General features: G+C 53.1%; 22 protein-coding genes. 9 read left to right on the top strand and 13 right to left on the bottom strand.

Going from position 1 to position 19,060, the window contains the following annotated elements; all coding sequences use genetic code 11:
• The first annotated feature begins 291 nt into the window (after nucleotides 1–291).
• Nucleotides 292–2,802 carry a DUF5686 family protein gene (locus J7I43_RS10365; protein ID WP_209145601.1) on the top strand — a complete coding sequence of 837 codons (2,511 nt, stop codon included), beginning with the start codon at nucleotides 292–294 and terminating at the stop codon, nucleotides 2,800–2,802.
• A gap of 20 nt (nucleotides 2,803–2,822) precedes the next feature.
• Here J7I43_RS10365 and J7I43_RS10370 read toward each other — a convergent pair whose 3' ends face one another.
• The 5 genes from J7I43_RS10370 to J7I43_RS10390 form a co-directional block, all read right to left on the bottom strand.
• Complete coding sequence (locus J7I43_RS10370; protein WP_209145602.1) at nucleotides 2,823–3,251, bottom strand: helix-turn-helix domain-containing protein; 429 nt, start codon at nucleotides 3,249–3,251, stop codon at nucleotides 2,823–2,825.
• A 230-nt stretch (nucleotides 3,252–3,481) separates the two neighbouring features.
• Entirely contained in the window at nucleotides 3,482–3,832 is a 351-nt protein-coding gene (locus J7I43_RS10375; RefSeq protein WP_209145603.1) for a VanZ family protein, read from the bottom strand.
• A gap of 66 nt (nucleotides 3,833–3,898) precedes the next feature.
• Complete coding sequence (gcvH, locus tag J7I43_RS10380; protein ID WP_209145604.1) at nucleotides 3,899–4,279, bottom strand: glycine cleavage system protein GcvH; 381 nt, start codon at nucleotides 4,277–4,279, stop codon at nucleotides 3,899–3,901.
• Nucleotides 4,280–4,366: 87 nt separating this feature from the next.
• Nucleotides 4,367–5,029: a peptidylprolyl isomerase gene (locus J7I43_RS10385; RefSeq protein ID WP_209145605.1), complete on the bottom strand. Its 663-nt coding sequence runs from the start codon at nucleotides 5,027–5,029 to the stop codon at nucleotides 4,367–4,369.
• Between the two features lie 87 nt (nucleotides 5,030–5,116).
• Nucleotides 5,117–5,449 carry a hypothetical protein gene (locus tag J7I43_RS10390; protein ID WP_209145606.1) on the bottom strand — a complete coding sequence of 111 codons (333 nt, stop codon included), beginning with the start codon at nucleotides 5,447–5,449 and terminating at the stop codon, nucleotides 5,117–5,119.
• A gap of 257 nt (nucleotides 5,450–5,706) precedes the next feature.
• On the opposite strand from J7I43_RS10390, the gene J7I43_RS10395 reads away from it, so the two are divergent.
• Genes J7I43_RS10395 through rsgA form a run of 5 tightly spaced genes read left to right on the top strand, consistent with a single transcriptional unit; the run spans nucleotide 5,707 to nucleotide 10,602 of the window.
• On the top strand, nucleotides 5,707–6,708 hold the full coding sequence (locus J7I43_RS10395) for an AAA family ATPase (protein ID WP_209145607.1): 1,002 nt from the start codon (nucleotides 5,707–5,709) through the stop codon (nucleotides 6,706–6,708).
• A 25-nt stretch (nucleotides 6,709–6,733) separates the two neighbouring features.
• Nucleotides 6,734–7,600: a DUF58 domain-containing protein gene (locus tag J7I43_RS10400; protein ID WP_209145608.1), complete on the top strand. Its 867-nt coding sequence runs from the start codon at nucleotides 6,734–6,736 to the stop codon at nucleotides 7,598–7,600.
• A gap of 6 nt (nucleotides 7,601–7,606) precedes the next feature.
• The gene (locus J7I43_RS10405) at nucleotides 7,607–8,617 is read left to right on the top strand and encodes a hypothetical protein (protein WP_209145609.1); all 1,011 of its coding nucleotides are present in this window, start codon (nucleotides 7,607–7,609) and stop codon (nucleotides 8,615–8,617) included.
• Nucleotides 8,618–8,624: 7 nt separating this feature from the next.
• The gene (locus J7I43_RS10410; protein WP_209145610.1) at nucleotides 8,625–9,635 is read left to right on the top strand and encodes a vWA domain-containing protein; all 1,011 of its coding nucleotides are present in this window, start codon (nucleotides 8,625–8,627) and stop codon (nucleotides 9,633–9,635) included.
• Between the two features lie 31 nt (nucleotides 9,636–9,666).
• The gene (gene rsgA / locus J7I43_RS10415) at nucleotides 9,667–10,602 is read left to right on the top strand and encodes a ribosome small subunit-dependent GTPase A (RefSeq protein WP_209145611.1); all 936 of its coding nucleotides are present in this window, start codon (nucleotides 9,667–9,669) and stop codon (nucleotides 10,600–10,602) included.
• Between the two features lie 6 nt (nucleotides 10,603–10,608).
• Here rsgA and J7I43_RS10420 read toward each other — a convergent pair whose 3' ends face one another.
• Genes J7I43_RS10420 through J7I43_RS10430 form a run of 3 tightly spaced genes read right to left on the bottom strand, consistent with a single transcriptional unit; the run spans nucleotide 10,609 to nucleotide 11,509 of the window.
• On the bottom strand, nucleotides 10,609–10,776 hold the full coding sequence (locus J7I43_RS10420; RefSeq protein ID WP_209145612.1) for a hypothetical protein: 168 nt from the start codon (nucleotides 10,774–10,776) through the stop codon (nucleotides 10,609–10,611).
• 11 nt (nucleotides 10,777–10,787) lie between these two features.
• Entirely contained in the window at nucleotides 10,788–10,937 is a 150-nt protein-coding gene (locus J7I43_RS10425; protein WP_209145613.1) for a hypothetical protein, read from the bottom strand.
• Nucleotides 10,938–10,987: 50 nt separating this feature from the next.
• Entirely contained in the window at nucleotides 10,988–11,509 is a 522-nt protein-coding gene (locus J7I43_RS10430) for a gamma carbonic anhydrase family protein (RefSeq protein ID WP_209145614.1), read from the bottom strand.
• Between the two features lie 34 nt (nucleotides 11,510–11,543).
• Between J7I43_RS10430 and J7I43_RS10435 the strand changes: the two genes are divergently transcribed.
• Nucleotides 11,544–12,725, top strand: coding sequence for an aspartate aminotransferase family protein (locus J7I43_RS10435; RefSeq protein WP_209145615.1), 1,182 nt, complete (start codon nucleotides 11,544–11,546; stop codon nucleotides 12,723–12,725).
• An 87-nt stretch (nucleotides 12,726–12,812) separates the two neighbouring features.
• Here J7I43_RS10435 and J7I43_RS10440 read toward each other — a convergent pair whose 3' ends face one another.
• The 3 genes from J7I43_RS10440 to prfA all read right to left on the bottom strand — a co-directional run bounded on the left by J7I43_RS10440 (nucleotide 12,813) and on the right by prfA (nucleotide 15,449).
• The gene (locus J7I43_RS10440) at nucleotides 12,813–13,499 is read right to left on the bottom strand and encodes an OmpA family protein (RefSeq protein WP_209145616.1); all 687 of its coding nucleotides are present in this window, start codon (nucleotides 13,497–13,499) and stop codon (nucleotides 12,813–12,815) included.
• Nucleotides 13,500–13,644: 145 nt separating this feature from the next.
• Nucleotides 13,645–14,220, bottom strand: coding sequence for a hypothetical protein (locus J7I43_RS10445; RefSeq protein WP_209145617.1), 576 nt, complete (start codon nucleotides 14,218–14,220; stop codon nucleotides 13,645–13,647).
• A gap of 158 nt (nucleotides 14,221–14,378) precedes the next feature.
• On the bottom strand, nucleotides 14,379–15,449 hold the full coding sequence (gene prfA / locus J7I43_RS10450; protein ID WP_209145618.1) for a peptide chain release factor 1: 1,071 nt from the start codon (nucleotides 15,447–15,449) through the stop codon (nucleotides 14,379–14,381).
• Between the two features lie 165 nt (nucleotides 15,450–15,614).
• On the opposite strand from prfA, the gene J7I43_RS10455 reads away from it, so the two are divergent.
• On the top strand, nucleotides 15,615–16,760 hold the full coding sequence (locus J7I43_RS10455) for an amidohydrolase family protein (protein WP_209145619.1): 1,146 nt from the start codon (nucleotides 15,615–15,617) through the stop codon (nucleotides 16,758–16,760).
• Between the two features lie 18 nt (nucleotides 16,761–16,778).
• On the top strand, nucleotides 16,779–17,876 hold the full coding sequence (locus J7I43_RS10460; protein ID WP_209145620.1) for a mechanosensitive ion channel family protein: 1,098 nt from the start codon (nucleotides 16,779–16,781) through the stop codon (nucleotides 17,874–17,876).
• 78 nt (nucleotides 17,877–17,954) lie between these two features.
• Here J7I43_RS10460 and J7I43_RS10465 read toward each other — a convergent pair whose 3' ends face one another.
• Nucleotides 17,955–18,470 carry a thioredoxin domain-containing protein gene (locus J7I43_RS10465; RefSeq protein WP_209145621.1) on the bottom strand — a complete coding sequence of 172 codons (516 nt, stop codon included), beginning with the start codon at nucleotides 18,468–18,470 and terminating at the stop codon, nucleotides 17,955–17,957.
• Nucleotides 18,471–18,480: 10 nt separating this feature from the next.
• The gene (locus tag J7I43_RS10470; protein ID WP_236023354.1) at nucleotides 18,481–19,026 is read right to left on the bottom strand and encodes a MerR family transcriptional regulator; all 546 of its coding nucleotides are present in this window, start codon (nucleotides 19,024–19,026) and stop codon (nucleotides 18,481–18,483) included.
• Nucleotides 19,027–19,060 lie beyond the last annotated feature (34 nt).

Consider the following 19,060-nt stretch of genomic DNA (forward strand, 5'->3'; position numbering starts at 1 on the left):
TTGTGCATCAAAGTTATATTTTTTGGCGGGAAACTGGCATGTTATTGTATATATAATGTTAGGCGAAAGCAATGTTGATATGAGAAAGGCTTGGTAACCTCCAGGTAACCTTTCGCCCGGCCGGCCGTTATAGGGGTACTGAAACCGGCGTACGTCTTACATTTGAACGATGCCAACATTTCCTTTACCCGGCCCAAAACACCGGGTAAACCGTAAAAATTTGTTATAAAACTGTCCCATTTAACCAGCGTTTCGCCTTATTAGGGCGAAAATCTCTAATTTGCTTCGTGTATGACCGGCCGGAAACGAACCATAGCTTTAATTTTTTGCATCATCAGCTTCTTACCTCTCAGTGCTCAGTATAAGATCAGCGGTAAAGTAAAAGACGCACATACCCAGGAACTGATCCCCTTTGCCACACTTCAGTTTGTAGGCACCAACACCGGTATGGTCACCGACGCCGAAGGCTCGTTTCTTTTCGAACTACCCGCCATCCCTTCTGATTCGCTGCTGGTAAGAGTGATGGGATACCAGCGCACCGTGCTGTTCGTAGACCGTAACGTAAAAGAACAAACCCTGAATTTCGAAATCTCCCGCGGCGACGTTTCCCTCAAACAATACGAAATAAAAGCCAACGTCAACTTCGCTCTCATCCTCCTGCGGCAGATCATCCGCCGCAAACCCGAAAATAACTACGACCGCCTCAGCAACTACCGCTACGAGATCTATAACAAACTCGAGCTTGACATCAAAAACCTCAATACCACCAAACTTTCCAGGAACCGCTTTACCAAACCTTTTTCGTTTATCCTCCAGAATATCGACAGCACCTCGGAAACCAAACCATTCCTCCCCGTGTTCCTGACGGAAAGCATTTCCGATTATTACTTCCAGCGCAGCCCGAAAAAGACCAAAGAGATCATCAAAGCATCCCGCACTTCCGGGCTGGACAACGAAAGCGTTTCCAGGTTCCTCGGCGGCATGTACCAGAACATCAACGTATACGACAACCACATCCCTGTATTCGACAAAAGCTTCGTAAGCCCCATCAGCAACAGCGGCGCATTGTATTACAACTACCAGATCACGGACACGCAATACATCAATACCCATCGCTTCATCAAAATGAACTTCCAGCCCCGCAGGAAAGGCGAAAACGCTTTCATCGGTGAAATGTGGGTGCAGGATTCCACCTACGCCATCCAGAAAATGAGCATGTCCGTACCGGGCGAAGCGAATATCAACTTCGTCCGCAAAATCAGCATGGTACAGGAATACAAGCCCTTTGCCGACAGCAGCGGGTGGTTCCTCGCGAAAGACAAGTTCATTGTCGATTTCTGGACGCCGGGCATCAAGCCCACCAAAAAGATGGACTTCATCGGCCGCAAAACTACCACTTACGAAAACGTAATGGTGAACGATACTTCCGTGACCAACCTTTTCGCGGAAAAACGATACCCCGAGAACATCGTGTTGACAGACAGCGCGCGCAGCCGCCCAGAATCGTTCTGGGAAAATAACCGCCACGAAAGCCTCAGCAAAAACGAGCAGTCTATCTACAGAATGGTAGACACCCTGCAGAAAATGCCGCTTTTCCAAAAGTACTCCAACACCATCCGCTTCCTCGCCACCGGGTACAAACCCTTCGGCCCGATCGAATGGGGGCCGTACTGGTACCTGTTTTCACAGAACCGCCTGGAAGGTTTCAGAACGCGTATCGACCTGGGCACTACGCCCAAATTCAATAAAGACCTTTACCTCAACGGTTACCTGGCATACGGTTTCAGCGATCAGCGTTTCAAAGGCAAGCTCTCCGCGCTCTGGCTGCTCAAACGGCATCCCCGCATGTACGTATACGGCTCCTTCGTGCGCGACCTCGACAACGGCGCCAATTATTACGACGAAGTGGGAACGGACAATATCTTTTCCCTCGCCATCCGCAAGCCGGGCATTCCGCAGAAGTTCATGCTGATCGACGAAAAACGCGCGGAGTTCTATAAGGAATATTTCTCCGGTTTTTCCCATCACCTGGCGGTAATACATAAACAGTTCCTCCCCTTCGCGCCGCTGCCCACCGGCACCTTCTTCCCCCACAACGGCAACGGGCTGGACCCGCTTACCAACACGGAAGTGGCCGTGAAACTGCGCTATGCCTTCCGCGAAGAATTCCTCGAAGGCAACTATTACCGCTTCAGCCTGGGCAGCAAATACCCTATCGTGGAAGTAAAGTATTCACTCGGGCTGAAAGGCCTGCTCAAAAGCAATTACAACTACCACAAAGCCGCGTTCACCGTATCTGATTACATTAAAACACCGCCGTTCGGGCAGATCTACTACAATTTCTTCGGCGGCAAAATATTCAGCAACGGCGCACTGCCTTACACCATGCTGGAAATCCACCCCGGCAACGAAATTTACTATTACAACAAATACGCCTTCAATATGATGAACCGCTACGAGTTCATCAGCGACCAATACGCCGGCTTCAACATCGAGCACACCATCGGCAGCGGCATCTTCAACTACATCCCCGGCGTCAGGAAGCTGAAATTCCGCCAGTTCTGGACCGCCAAAGGCGTGATCGGCAAACTCAGCGAGGCGAACAAAACCCTCAACCTCAACGCAGGGTATCCTTTCAAAACACTGGAAGGCAATCCCTACATCGAGATCGGTACCGGCGTGGAAAACATCCTCAAATTCCTCCGCGTGGATTTTGTGTGGAGGGTAGCGCCGAAACCCCTCCCCTTCGAACCATACGAAAAAAGGTTCGGGATCTTCGGCAGCTTCAGGTTACAATTCTAAACAATGGATAAAAGGCCTGCTCAACGGCGCAATTCAAGCAATTGCTGCTGAAAGTCCAGCTGCATCTGCATCATCTGCTGTATCGCTTTGTTGCTCGATTGCAACATCTCGTCCAGCTTCCAGAAGATCTCTTTGTAATTCTTTAGTATTTCGTACAATAACAGTTTGTCTTTCCTGAAATACTCCGCCAGCGCCGTCAGGTCCTGCAAGGGCGGCAGCTGCCCGCGCGAACCGGGTACGTCCCACTCGCCGAATATCTCCGAATAATGCACCCCCAGGATCTCCGCGATCTCCATCCAACGCGCCAGCGTGATCCGCTTTACATCCCCCCGCTCAATATTCCCGTACGCCGTCGCCCCGATGTTCAGCCGCTGCGCCACATACTCCTGTGTGTAATTCCTGGATTCCCTTAACCTGCGTATCCTGGGGCCAACATTCCGTTCCTTCATGAATTGTGGATGTGGCTAACAACCCTTCCATGAAAATAAAATTAGCAGATTGAGAAACTGCCTCCAAAAGTTTACGTCCCGTTCTAAGATATTCTCTATCAGCACTACAGGTAATCTCTGAAATCGTGAGGGACGAACACAAAAAATGCACTCATTACGAGTGCATCCGTTTCAAATTTGCAAAAAAAATGCGGCCATCAGCCGCGTCCATATCGTTTTACGAACAATCCCTATTTCAGGATACGCCGCCCTATCCACCAGTACACCAGCGCTCCCGACGCCGCACCCAAACTGTCCGCCAGAAAATCATACAGGTCAAAGCTCCGGTGTATCACCAGGTATTTCTGTATAAATTCTATCGCCAGCCCGTACAGCGACGCCGCCGCCACCATCCAGAACAGCGCCCATTTGCTCACGTTTCCTTTCTGCTTGTGAATGCCGTACGCCAGCAACAACACCGTGCCGCCAAACAACACGAAATGCACCACCTTGTCGATGTGCAGCATGTCGAAAGCAGACACCTGCGGGATCGCTTCGCCAGGAAGCGTGCATAAAAAAAGAATGAGAATGACCCATCCCATTGCTGGCAAATAATAACGGATCATCCTCATGCTTAACTTATCGTTCGTATTTAATTCATTCATCTTTTATTCTCCTACTAACGCCTTGTATGCGTCTGCGCTCAGCAGTCCGTCTACATCGGCGGGGTTTTTCACCTCGATCTTTACCATCCAGCCCGCGCCGTATGGATCGGTATTTACCAGCTCGGGGCTGCCTTCCAGTGCTGCGTTCACTTCCTTCACCGTAGCCGCAACCGGCAGAAACAGGTCAGACACGGTTTTTACCGCTTCCACCGTACCGAAGATCTCTTCGGCGTTCAGGGATTTGCCCACCGTGGTAATGTCCACAAACACAATGTCGCCCAGCTCGCGCTGCGCAAATTCAGTAATACCCACCGTTGCGGTGTTTCCTTCTAACAATACCCATTCGTGGTCTTTTGTGTAACGCAGTTGCGACGGAAAATTCATGTCAAGTTTGATTTTGAGCGGTAAAAATAAAGATTGCCCCCGGAATTATAAAAACTTCTTGGGCCTGAATATGTTAAAGTTCAATGACTAAAACAGCAGGAACTTCTTTTTCAGCCTGATTTTCATCCTCACATCCCGCACCGGGCGGTTATTCCTGTCGGTTTTTACGGCGGCGATGCTGTCTATCACGTTCAGCCCTTTCACCACTTCCCCGAATACCGTGTAATGCTGGTCCAGGTGGGGCGCCCCGCCGGTCGTTTTATATACTTCCCGCTGGTCTACCGGCAGTTTGCGCCCGCCCAGCCGGGTTTGTTCCAGCGTATCCAGCTGCCCCTCCGTGAACTTCTTCCCCTGCACGATGTAGAACTGGCAGCCGTCGCTGGCTTTGGCGGGATTATCATCTCTCGCGGCCGCCAACACCCCTTTTTTATGGTACAGATCCAGCCGGAACTCCGCCGGGATCGTATAGCCGGTACCGCCATTGCCCAGCTGGGCGCCGGCCGCGGCCCTTTTCGAGTCCGGGTCGCCGCCCTGGATCATAAAATGTTGTATCACCCGGTGAAAAAGCAGGCTGTCGTAAAAATGTTTTTTCACCAGTTTGATGAAATTGTCGCGGTGAAGCGGCGTTTGATCGTACAGTTTGATGGTCATGGTGCCGTATTCCGTGATCACCTTTACTTTGCGGTTGCGCTGCGCGCTGGCCGAAAGGCATGCGAAGGCAAGCAGTACCGCCAGGATCGTTTTTTGCATGTTGGTATTTGGGTTGGGTGTAGGCTTCGCGTCCGGCCCCGGGCTTGGGTTGCGTCGCACTCTTCAGCGGCGGGGGCGCTTTTCGGCTTATTCTTCAAAATAGGCGATCACATGTTCTTTCAGGAACCGCTCCTGTTCTTCCAGCCCCATTTTCGGCACGGGCTGCACTTCTTTGAAATGCGGCCATCCGTCCTTATCGCGGCCTTCCGGCTCAAAATAGCCGCTCTGGCTCAGCAGCGAGCATACCGCGATATGCATCAGGTCCTGTTTCTGTTCTTTCGTGAACTTCTTTTTAGGGCTGTTCAGCTCCTGTATGCCGATAAGCAGCAGCAATGCTTCCATATTCGGCGTTTTGCCGAAACGTTCGGTGAGCATGTCTTCCACTTTTTTCCATCTTTTATCGAAATCTTCGTTGTCCATCAGTCGGTTTTTATATTTTTCCCGTACATGGCATACCTCTTGCAGCCTCAAACGGACAACAAATGTACGGTTTACACAAAAAATTGATGTAAATATCAAACCGCTTTCTTAAATTGGAATTTTTTGTAAACCATATCTGCTTACCCGGGAAGCCGTTCAACTGCCTCTTTTAACAGCAATTTAACGGCGCAGGTTCCGCCATGGGAGTAGGTTTAAACGAGTAAAACGCTATTTTAGCAGCCTTGAAATGTAATTACATGGAAAATACATCGTACGACATTCGTCAACTCAACGACAAGATTCACCAGGCCAGCTCTTTTGTAGATCTCCTGAACATGGAGATCAATAAAGTGATCGTTGGCCAGAAGTACATGGTGGAGCGCCTGATGATCGGCCTGCTCGCCCAGGGCCACGTGCTGCTCGAAGGGGTGCCCGGTTTGGCTAAAACCCTGTCTATCAAATCACTGTCTTCCGCCATTAACGCGCGTTTTTCCCGTATCCAGTTCACGCCAGACCTGTTGCCGGCCGACGTTGTAGGTACCATGATCTACAACCAGCAACGCAACGAGTTCATGGTGCGCAAAGGCCCGATCTTCGCCAACTTTATTTTGGCGGACGAGATCAACCGCGCCCCCGCCAAAGTGCAGAGCGCCCTGCTGGAAGCCATGCAGGAAAAACAGGTCACCATCGGCGACACCACTTTTAAACTGGAAGAACCTTTCCTGGTGCTGGCCACCCAGAACCCGATCGAACAGGAAGGCACTTATACGCTGCCTGAAGCCCAGGTGGACCGTTTTATGCTGAAAGTCGTGATCGGTTACCCCACCAAGGAAGAAGAGCGCCACATCATCCGCCAGAACCTGCAGCCCGACGGGCAAACGAAGATCAATCCCGTGGTGAACCCGCAGGACATTCTCGACGCCCGCAAGCTCGTTCGCCAGGTGTACATGGACGAAAAGATCGAACAATACATCATCGACGTGGTGTTTGCCACCCGCAACCCCGAAGATTACAAGCTCGCCAAACTGAAGCCGCTCATCGCATACGGCGGTTCGCCCCGCGCTTCCATCAACCTCGCGCTTGCATCCAAAGCTTACGCTTTTATGAAACGCAGGGGTTATGTGATCCCGGAAGACGTGCGCAGCGTTTGTTTCGACGTGATGCGCCACCGCGTGGGCCTTACCTACGAAGCCGAAGCCGAGAACGTGACCAGCGAAAACATCCTGAGCGAGATACTGAACGCCGTGGAAGTGCCATGAGCCGTGAATTAAAACCTGCAACAACATGGAGACTTCAGAAATACTCAAGAAGGTCCGCCAGCTGGAAATAAAAACCAAAGGGCTTACCAATCACATCTTCGCAGGCGAATACCACAGCGCCTTCAAAGGCAGGGGCATGTCGTTCAGCGAAGTGCGCGATTACCACTTCGGAGACGACGTGCGGTCTATCGACTGGAACGTGACCGCGCGTTTTAATCACCCTTTCGTGAAAGTATTCGAAGAAGAACGTGAGCTGACCGTGATGCTGCTGGTAGACGTGAGCGAAAGCGAGACCTTCGGCACCGCCACCCATACCAAACGCAGCCTCGTTACCGAGCTCTGCGCCGTGCTGGCCTTCTCCGCCATCAAAAACAACGACAAGGTGGGCGTTATCTTTTTCAGCGACGGCATGGAAAAATACATCCCGCCGAAAAAAGGGAAATCGCACATCCTTTTTATCATACGCGAACTGCTTTCCTTTACGCCTAAACGTAAAGGAACCAATATTTCCGAAACGCTGCGCTTCTTCAACAATGCCGCGAAAAAACGCAGCATCGTGTTTATGCTCAGCGACTTTTTCTCCGGCAATTACCAGGATGCGCTCAACATCGCCGCTAAAAAACACGACGTGGTGGGCGTGCAGGTATACGACCCGCGCGACAAAGACCTGCCCGCGGTAGGCCTCATGCGCATGACGGACGGGGAAACCGGCGCATCGCAATGGGTAGATACCAGCGACAAAAAAGTACGACAATACTACGCCCAGCAGTTTCAGCAGCATGCGCAATATTGCAAAACGGCGTTCGTCAAAAGCGGGGCGGACCTCATCAGCATCAGAACAGACGAAGATTACGTGAAAGCATTGCAAACATTTTTCCTGAACAGGGTTTAAGACTACATGAAAGGAATCAGAAATATATTCGTTTATACCTTGCTGGCGGGCCTTTTCATAGCCGGCCGCGCGCAGGCGCAGGACCAGCAGGGAACTGAACAGTATAACGACTATTTTAAAGTGACGGCCCGGCCGGACACCACATCTATCCGCATCGGCGAGCCCGTGAAGATCAGCATCACCACAAGGGTCGTGATCCGTTCGCTGAAAGGCGCCAACATCAAAGTGGTGTTTCCCAATCTCCCGGATTCCATCAACCACATCGAAGTGGTGGAGCGCACGCCGCTGGACACCACCGGTTCCACCGAAGACGAAAAATACTGGAAGCAGGTGCTTACCGTTACCAGCTTCGATTCCGGCCGCTGGGAACTGCCGCCCATGAAGTTCGAGGTGTTCTCCGTGTCCGACGGGTCGTACGATTCGGTGTTCACCGACCCGATCTTCATTGATGTGAACACCGTGCCGGTAGATACCACCAAGGCTTTTAAGCCGATCAAGCCGTTGCGAACGGTGGCATGGAATATCCTCGATTACTGGCCTTACCTGCTCGCGCTGCTGCTGGTGATCACGGCGGTGACGTTGTATTTCGCTTACTGGCGCAAAAAACCGAAAGCGAAACCCGCGCCCCTCAAACCCCTGAAAACGCCGTTCGAAGTCGCCATGGAACAGCTGCATCAGCTGGAAAACGAAAAGCCATGGAACACGGACGTCAAATTATATTACACACAGCTCACCGACGTGCTGCGCCATTATTTCGAGCAGCAGTTCCACATCGCGGCGCTGGAGCAAACCACCGCCGAACTGTTGCAGAACATCAAACCCGTGACGGTGCTGAACCAGCAGCGGGAAAAGATCCAGCACATCCTCACGCTGGCGGACCTGGCCAAGTTCGCCAAACTGCAGCCCGCACCGCATGAGCATGAGGACTGCCTGCAAAAAGCCATTGCAGTGGTAGAATGGACGAAACGCGCCGTTACCGCTCAAACCGAACAACTGCCCGAGGGCACAAATCAGTAGATGAAGCATGAACGCTGAACTTTGGAAAGATATTCAATTCGCATACCCGGCCTTTTTCTGGCTGCTGCTGCTCATTCCCGTAATGATCTGGTGGTTTTTCAGCACCGGCCGCAAACTCCAGGGATCGGTACAGGTCAGTTCGCTGCAGGGGCTGAAAGGTTTGCCCGTGTCGTGGAAGATCCGTTTCAGGCCGCTGCTGCTGGTATTGCGCGTGATCGCGTTCGCCGCGCTGGTGATCGCTCTCGCCCGCCCGCAAACTTCCAACACCTCTGAAAATATCGACAGCGAAGGCATCGACATCGTGCTGAGCATCGACATTTCGGGCAGTATGCTCGCCGAAGACCTGCGGCCCAACCGCATGGAAGCCGCGAAAAAAACCGCGATGGATTTTGTGGACAGCCGCATCAGCGACCGCATCGGCCTCGTGATATTTTCCGGCGAGAGTTTTACGCAATGCCCCATCACCATGGACCATGGTGTGCTGAAACAACAGCTCATGCAGATCCGCAGCGGCATGCTGCAAGACGGTACCGCCATCGGCATGGGCCTCGCAACGGCCGTAGACCGCCTGCGCGCCAGCAAAGCGAAAAGCAAGGTGATCGTATTGCTGACGGACGGCGTGAACAACACCGGCCTGGTAGACCCGCTCACCGCGCTCGAAATAGCTAAAGCATACAAGGTAAAAGTATACACCGTGGGCGTGGGCACCATCGGCAAAGCCCCCTCTCCCGCCACCATGCCTGACGGCAGCATCCAGATGCAAATGGTGGACGTGCAGATCGACGAACCGCTGATGAAAAAGATCGCCACCGAAACCGGCGGGCGTTATTTCCGCGCAACAGACAACGCTTCCCTGCAAAACATCTACCACGAGATCGACAAGCTCGAGCGCACCAAAGTAGAGATCACCTCTTACAAACGTTACCAGGAGCACTTCTTCCCGCTGGCGATCATCGCGCTGGCCTGCATGCTGCTCGAAACCGTGCTGCGTTACACGCTCTTCAGGCGCCTGCCGTAGCCGCCTGCACGATTTCGCTTATATTTGCACCGTGCAAGCAACGATCTACAAATCCACCGGCAGCTGGTATTCCGCCAAAACTTCCGAAGGCGATTTTTTACAGGCCCGCATCAAAGGGCTGTTCAAAATCGATGAGGACATCACGTCCACCAATCCCATCGCGGTGGGAGACAAGGTGACCATCGCCCTCGAAGAAGGCGGGAACGGGCCTGCTATCATCACGGGCATCGGAAACCGCAGGAATTACATTGTGCGCAGCTCGCCGCAGGGAAAACACAAAAAACACATCGTTGCCTCCAACCTCGACCAGGCCATGCTGGTTTGCACCGTAAAAGAACCACGCACCTCGCAGGGCTTCATAGACCGGTTTCTCGTAACAGCCGCTGCGTACCACATTCCCGTCATCCTCGTTTTCAACAAAAAAGACGTGTACAAGGCCAAAGAGATGGAAAAGTTCGAGCATTGGAAGGCGGTGTATGAAGATATCGGTTATACCGTGCTGCTTACCGCCGCGGGCGCAGGAGAAGGGGAAGGCATCGGGGAGCTGAAAGATTTATTAAAAGATAAAACGACGCTGATCTCCGGGCATTCCGGCGTGGGGAAGTCCACCATCATCAACCGGCTGCTGCCGCATTTGCAACTGAAAACCAAGAACGTGAGCGGGTGGAGCGGCAAAGGCCTGCACACCACCACTTTCGCCGAAATGTTCGACCTGCCTGACGGCGGGCAGCTGATCGATACGCCCGGCGTGCGGGAATTCGGCATCGTGGATATCCCGAAAACGGAGCTTTCGCATTATTTCCTGGAAATGCAGCCTTATCTTCCCAATTGCCAGTTCAACAACTGCATCCATATGGATGAGCCGGGCTGTGCCGTAAAAGAAGCCGTGGAAGCGGGGGAAATAGACCTGGAGCGGTATGTGAGCTATGCGTCCATACTCGCCACGATCGAAGAAACGACTTATTAAATGCAATCAATGCCGGCGGCGGAACAACCCCTTCTTTTGGGGTTTGTTCATCTCATCCATCACCCTTTCGGCGCCAAGATTTTTTACCGGCGTTGGGCATCCGGTTTTCTGCGCGCGACAGCCGACGGCCGCCACCATCCCGCACAGCACCAGCAACAGGCATAACTTCCGCATAATCATTCCGTTTAGAAAAGTTTCATCTGTTTACCCGCCTTTGCGTTCTGCTTCTGGTTGCTGGAATTGTAATAGGTGCTGCCGGGGCAACCGTATTTCTGCGAGGCGCAGCCGGCCAGCAAAAAGGCCAGCCAGAGCCACAACATCCATTTTCTTTTCATAGGTCAGGGAATTATGATATGCAATATAACGTTTTTTCTTAACGTGTCTATTAAACCTGGTCGCGGAACCAGTCTGCATACATGATATAATTGTTGGCGATGCGGTCGATCTCCCCGTGGATCAGCTCCTGGCTGATGGTTTTCACCTTTTTGGCGGGCACGCCGGCGTAGATGCAGCCCGCTTCCACATGCGTGCCTTCGAGCACCACGGCGCCGGCGGCAATAATGGTATTGCTGCCGATATGGGCATTGTCCATCACGATGGCGCCCATGCCGATCAGCACATTGTCTTCCACCGTACAGCCGTGCACGATGGCGTTGTGCCCCACGGAAACGTTATTCCCGATCAGGGTTTTCGTTTTCTGGTACGTGGCGTGGATCACCGCCCCGTCCTGGATATTCACCTTATCGCCCATGCGGATGCTGTTCACATCGCCGCGCACGACGGCATTGAACCATACGCTGCAATCCTTTCCCATCACCACATCGCCAACGATCGTGGCGTTCGGCGCGATAAAACAATTCGGGCCCATTTCCGGGCTTACTCCTTTAACTGGTAATATTACTGGCATGATACAAATATAGAACTTCACTAACTTCGCCACAATGAATAACAGGCAGCTTTTTTTACAACACGTCGCGCAAACCTCCGATGCCCCCATGGCGCTGGAGATCGTGAAAGCGAAAGGCATGTATATGTGGGATGCGGACGGCAAACAATACCTCGACCTGATCGCCGGCATCAGCGTTTGCAATATCGGCCACTGCCACCCTGCCGTGATAAGCGCCATCCGCGAACAGTCGGAATCGTACATGCACCTGCTCGTATACGGCGAATTCGTGCAAAGCCCGCAGGTGGCGTACGCCAAATATCTAACCGATCATCTTCCCGCGTCGCTCAACAGCGTATATTTTACCAATTCGGGCAGCGAAGCCACGGAAGGCGCCATGAAACTGGCCAAACGCCATACCGGCCGCACGGAGGTCATCGCGTTCAAAAATAGCTACCATGGCTCAACACAGGGCTCGCTGAGCATCATCGGCGACGAATACTGGCGCAACGCTTACCGCCCGCTGCTGCCAGACGTGCAGCACCTGCAGCATAATTCAATGGACATGCTGGCGCAGATCACCCACCGCACCGCCTGCGTGATCGCGGAAACGATCCAGGCGGAAGCTGGCGTGCTGGCGCCTGAAAAGGCCTGGCTGCAGGCGCTCCGCAAACGCTGCACCGAAACGGGCACCCTGCTGGTGCTGGACGAGATCCAGTGCGGCCTGGGGCGCAACGGCACACTTTGGGCGTTTGAACAATACGACGTAGTTCCCGATATAGTACTGGCCGGCAAAGCGCTGGGCGGAGGCATGCCGCTGGGCGCCTTCATCGCCAGCCGCGACGTGATGTGGAGCCTTACGGACAAACCCGTGCTGGGGCACATCACCACTTTCGGCGGCCATCCCGTGGCCTGCGCGGCGGGGATGGCGGGCATGAAAGCCCTGATCGAAGAAAACATGATGGTTGGGATTCCTGACAAGGAGCGGCTGTTCCTCGAACTGCTCAAACATCCCAACATAAAAGCCGTGCGCTCGCGCGGGCTCATGCTGGCCGTGGAACTGGAAGATTTCCCCGCTGTAAAAAAAGTGATCGCGCATTGCATTGCCAACGGCGTGATCACCGACTGGTTCCTGTTTGCCGCCAACGCGATACGCATCGTGCCGCCGCTGATCATTACAGAAGATGAGATCCGGAAAGCATGCGCGGTAATACTCGCGGGACTGGATGCTTTGTAGTCGATCCTCACCTATAGAACAAAAAAATCCTCCCGGGAAACCGGGAGGATCGTTCAAACTGCTTATGAGAAAATTCAACTAAACAATTTATTGCTGGCCTGCTTCTTTCTTCGCTTCAGACTTCATTTTGTCGTTGGCGAAGATGGAAAATTCCACACGACGGTTCTGCGCGCGGTTGGCTTCGCTGTCGTTTGCAACTTTAGGCTGTGTTTCGCCGTACCAGAATGTTTGCACGCGGTTAGCGGCAACGCCCCGGCCGATAAGGTAATTGGCTACCGATTTGGCGCGGCGCTCTGAGAGGCTGTAGTTGTAAGAATCAGCGCCGGTATCGTCTGTATGGCCTTCCACGCGAACGTGCGTGTCCGGATACTTGTTCAATACCTGGGCGAGCTCCTGGATATTGCTTTGTGCGGTGGCGGTGAGGTCTGACTTATCGAAGCCGAACAGCACACCGGAATTGAACGTTACGTTGATGCCTTCGCCTACGCGCTCAACCGTGGCGTTGGGCACTTCATTCTTGATCTCTTCCGCCTGTTTGTCCATTTTTTTACCGATCAGGACACCGGCGGTACCGCCCACTGCCGCGCCGATGATGGCGCCAAGGGCCGTATTACCGGCTGCCTTTCCAATTACTGCGCCGGCCGCGGCCCCGCCGCCGGTACCGATCACCGCTCCTTTCTTCGTATTGTTCATTCCCTGCCAGGTGCTGCAGCTGCTAATTACAAGCACACCTGCTAAAGCCATCGCCACTAGTGCATTCATTCGTTTCATCATAGTAAGTTTTTATTTGAGTGTTAAAGCCTGAACAAATAGTTTGCCAAATCGGAACGCTGTTTTATAATTTACTGGGAACCATCCCCTTACAAACAAAATAAAACAGGCACACGGATGTTTGCGCCGCTGCCTGTCTGAGTGTTTTTTACTTGCCGAAAAGGCCGCCGAGAAGGCCGCCCAGTCCGCCGCTGCCTTGTTGTTGTTTGGCGCCGTTGCTGATCATGCCCACGAGGTCCTGCATGTCTACATCGCCGTCTCCGTCTTTGTCGAGCCCGCCGGCGAATTTGCCGAGCAGCCCGCCGAGGTCCATACCGTTGGTAGAGCCGCCGGTGAGGGAGCCGAAAATGCTGTCCAGCGAAAAACCGTTGTTAGACGGGTCGTTGGTTTTTTTCACCAGCGATCCGAGCACGGTGGGGATCAGCGATGCGGCAAGGGATGCGGCTGTGCCGCTGTTGAGGTTGAACTTCTGGGTGAGGCTGCTGATGAGGTTACCGGAAATGTTGTTCACCACGGGGTTCTGTGAATCGATCTGGCCGTTGCTGTTGAACAGGCCCATTACTTCTTTTACATTTCCATTGGCAAGGGCATCCTGCAAACCGGAAGCAATTGTGTGCGTGGCTTCACCTATCACGGCCTCGTTCTGCTCATTGGGAACGGCGGGATTGGCCACCACGGATTCCTGGGCGTTTTCGCGCACCAGCTGGATTAATTGATCAAGCATTTTGATATGGTTTAGGATGGAATAAAACTGAGGTCACCGATTATTATGTTATTATGCATACGTACGATCTGGTAAACGGTTCCGGGCATTTTACAGCATAATAACACATTCGCCGAACAAATTGTTGCGGAAGTTGTTTAAGCCTGGGTTAACATTTTCTACAACGTGTCTCCCGTCTTCATTTTTTCCGCGTTCTCCGCAAACTGGAGCGCCTGCACCATGTCTTCTATCTCCCCGTTCATAAATGCGTCCATATTGTACACCGTCATACCGATACGGTGATCGGTAACGCGGCCCTGCGGATAATTGTACGTGCGGATCTTCGCGGAGCGGTCGCCCGTGCTCACGAGGCTTTTCCTTTGCGAGGCGATCGCATCTTCGTGTTTGCGCACGGCGGCTTCGTATATACGGGTGCGTAACATACGCATGGCAATGTCCCTGTTCGAGTGCTGGCTGCGGCCTTCCTGGCATTCCACCACCACGCCGGTGGGAATGTGGGTGAGCCTTACGGCGGATTCGGTTTTGTTTACGTGCTGACCGCCCGCGCCGGACGAACGGAACGTATCCATTTTGATGTCCGCTTCGCGAACGTCCACATCCACGTCTTCCGCTTCAGGCAGCACCGCTACCGTGGCCGCGGAGGTATGCACCCTGCCGGATGCTTCGGTGGCCGGCACGCGCTGCACGCGGTGTACGCCGGATTCGAATTTGAGCGTGCCGTATACGTCGTCTCCCGTTACTTCCACCACTACTTCCTTGTAACCGCCTACCCCGCCGGCGTTTTCATTCATGATCGAGGTTTTCCAGCCTTTGTTCTCGCAATACCGCAGGTACATGCGCAGCAGGTCGCCGGCAAACAATGCCGCTTCGTCGCCCCCGGTGCCGCCCCTGATCTCGAGAATGGCATTTTTCTCGTCCTGCGGGTCTTTCGGGATCAGCAGGTTCCGGATGTCCGCCTCCATTTGCTCTTTCCGTTCCTGCAGGCTTTCCGTTTCCTCTTTCGCGAGCTCGCGCATTTCTTCGTCGCCGCTTTCCAGCACTTCTTTGTTGAAAGCAATGGTATCCAGCAGGTTGCGGTAAGCGTCGTAAGCTTTCACGATCCTTTCAAGCTGGCGGTATTCTTTGCTGAGCTTGCTGAACTGTTTATTGTCTTTTACCACTTCGGGGTTGGTAAGCGCCAGGGCTACCTGTTCGTACCGGCCTTTAATGGCATCCAATTTATCGATCATAATAAAATTTCTGTTTCTTGAAAGCGTTTACAGGCTGCGGCGGATTATTATCATTCGGATAAATTCCCGTATTTCGTAATCGCTTCGGGTTGCAAAATTACGTTTTTGCCCATTAATAAAAAGGGGGAAGCGGCCCGTTCATTTTTAAATGTTAATTCGGAAAGCATGATCAAGCTAACAGCAGGGGATATATTCGACGGGCAGAAGTTCCTGGGGGCAGACCGCTGCCTCATCCTGGACGAAACCGGCGCCGTGTCGGCCATTGTGCCGCGCAGCTGGGCAGGCGAAGGAATTATTGAAGTGGAAGGCTGGCTGTGCCCCGGTTTTGTGAATACGCATTGCCATCTCGAATTAAGTCATATGCAGGGCCTGATCCCAGAAGGCGCCGGCCTGCCGGCCTTCCTGCAATCGGTGATGGAGCAGCGCGAGCCGCCCGTGCCGGAAACCGTGCAGGAAGCCATAGAAAAGGCCGCCGCCGCCATGCAGGCGGAAGGCGTGGTAGCCGTGGGAGACATCTGCAACACCGCGGCCAGCCTGCCGCTCAAAACACGGCCTGGCATTTACTGGCACACTTTCGTGGAATGTATGGGATTTGTGGACGCCGCCGCGCCGCGCAGGCTGGAACATTCCCTCGCCGTGCTGGCCCGTTTCAGGGAAAACGGCCTGCCTTCCACCCTCGTTCCGCACGCGCCCTATTCCGTGTCCGCCACCCTGTTCAGGCTGATTGCCGCGCTGGAAAACAATTCCCCCCTTTCCATCCACAACCAGGAATCCGCTTCGGAAGATCTGCTATACCGCTCCAAAACCGGCGATTTCCTCGATTTCTACCGGCATTTCAACATCGATATTTCCGCTTTTGGCTTCACCGGCCAGTCCAGCCTGCGCAGCTGGCTGCCATATTTTCCCGCAACCCCGCGCCTGCTGCTGGTGCACAATACCTACACGCACGCGGAAGATGTCCGCTTCGCACTTTCCGGCCAGCAGGAAATTTCCTGGTGCCTTTGCCCGAACGCCAATCTTTACATCGAAAACCGCCTGCCCGATATTCCCGCTTTCATTAGCGAAGGCGCGCATATCACACTGGGTACAGACAGTCTCGCCTCTAACCGGCAGCTCTCAATGTGGGAAGAGATCGGCACCGTTCACCGTCATTTCCCGGACATTCCGATGGCCGCCATCCTGCAATGGGCCACGCTGAACGGCGCACAGGCGCTGGGTATCGACGGGCAGTACGGCAGCTTTGAGAAAGGGAAAAAACCCGGGCTGGTGCAAATTCACAATGGTAACGCAAACGCATACGCGGTTCAATAATTTATACCTTTGCACGCTATGAACGAATTTTTAAACCAGCAATTCCTGGATAATTCCGTGAGGAACTATTTGATAGTGGCGGGTATTATCCTTTTCGTGTACTTCATCCGCCGCTACCTTTCCAAAGGCCTGGCAGCGGGCATGTTTAAACTGATCAAACACTGGAGCCCCAGTATCGCGCAACAGGAATTTGTGCAGCTGCTGTTCAAGCCGCTGGAATATTTCCTGCTCATGACCGCCTTCATCATGGCGAGCAATCACCTCGTGTTCCCAGAAGACCTGAACATCATCGTATACAACCGCACCGGCAACCCCTACACCCTGCAAATGCTGCTTACCACGCTTCTCAAGATCGTGTTCAGCATGACCATCATCCTCATCCTCCTGCGGCTGATCGATTTCGTTGCGCTGATACTGGAGAAAAAAGCGGACCTCACGGAAGACAAAACAGACAACCAGTTCATCATATTTTTCCGTGATTTTTTCAAAGCCATCATGTTTATCATCGGCGCCATGATACTGATCAACATCCTGTTTGGGAAAGACGTGGTAGACAAGCTGGTGGCTGGTTTGGGCATAGGCGCGGCCGCGCTCGCCCTCGCCGCGAAAGAAAGCATCGAGAACCTGATCGGCTCGTTCATCATATTTTCGGATAAGCCTTTCCGCGTGGGGGATTTTGTGAAAGTGGATTCCTTCCAGGGAACGGTGGAGAAGATCGGTCTTCGCAGCACACGGCTGCGCACGCTGGAAAAAACTTTCGTGACGGTGCCGAATAAAAAGATGGTAGACAGCGTGCTGGACAACCTGTCTCTCCGCACGCAGCAACGCGTGGCGCTGAAACTGGAGCTGGCGGGCGATACGCCGTCCGCAAAAGTGTTCGCCGTGGTGAAAGAGCTGCAGGAGTACCTGGAAAAACATGCGGACGTGGAGCCGGGTTATGCCGTGAACCTGTTCGACTTCACCAAAGATTCCTTCACCATCCAGGTGATCTACATGACCAACATCCTGGAAGGCACGCCGTACCTGGCATTGCGCGAGAACGTGAACCTCGCGTCCATCGCCATCCTGGAAAAAAACGGCGTAAAAATGGCCATGCGGCCCGACCCCGTGGTGTAAACCATTCTCAACTTTTCCCGCAAATAAAAAGAGGCTGTACGAAACAAGCCTCTTTTATTTTTTATGACAAGTTAACTGCTATTCTTTTTTGTTCATCTTCATGATGATCTGCGCAAGGTCCTGCTCAACGGATTCTTTCGAATTGCCGGAGATGCGGCCTTCTTCTTTACCGTCGCGCATAACGAGGATAACGGGCAGGCGTTTCACTTTGTAACCGTCCGCCACGGTGTTGCCGGTGTTGCCGGAATTGTCCGCGCCGTACATGTGAATGCTTTCTTCGGGCACGCTGGCGAGGATCATCACTTTATAAAAGCGGCCGAGCAGGCTCTGGCTGGCTTCGTCGGTGGTGTTTACCAGCGCCACCAGCTGTATTTTGTCTTTATTGGATTTGATATAATTGACCATCGTCGCATTGGCGTCGTACCGGTTCACGCCGCTGTGGAACCACGCAAACGCGGAATCGGCCAGCAGCTCCTTCATTTTAAATTCTCCTTTCAGCTGTTTGCCCTGTGCCGCATGGCTGTGGCTGCTTTGTGCCATGGTCACCGAGCTGAGCAACAGTCCGCACCCCAATAATACTTTGTGTAATCGCATAGTTTGTGATTTATAATTGATCTTTTAACTCTGTCAGGAATTGCCGCACTTTTTGCAGGCTTTTGATCATTTCGAAGTTCCGGGAAGCGGACCGTTTGTCTTCCCGCAGCTTCTGTTTCGCCCCTTCTATCGTGTATTTCCGCTCGCGCAGGAGGTGATAGATGAGTTTCAGGTTGTGAATGTCTTCCTGCCGGAAAAGGCGGTCGCCCTTGCGGTTCTTTTTGGGTTGAAGAATATCGAATTCATTTTCCCAATAACGGATGAGAGACGTATTCACGCGGAACATGCCGGCTACTTCGCTGATGGAATAGTACTGCTTGTCGAGCGTGAGTTTTTCCAGCTCCTGGATCACATGCGGGTCGCCCGCCAGTTCTTTCAGACTTTTGCGGCCTCTTTTTTTGCCTTTCGGCGGAGTTCCGTCTGCTGGAAGGGCGGCTTCCGCACCGTCTGCCCCGGTTTCCCCGTTCTCACCCTCCTGGGTGTTGCGGGCCGGCGTTTTTGCTGGTGCGGGCTTTTGCGGCTCGGCGGCTCCGAATAGGTCCAGTTGCTGCATCATAACCGAAATGAATTGTATGGATAAAAAGAATACA

It is taken from the genome of Chitinophaga chungangae (genome assembly GCF_017742215.1).
Taxonomy (GTDB): Bacteria; Bacteroidota; Bacteroidia; order Chitinophagales; family Chitinophagaceae; genus Chitinophaga; species Chitinophaga chungangae.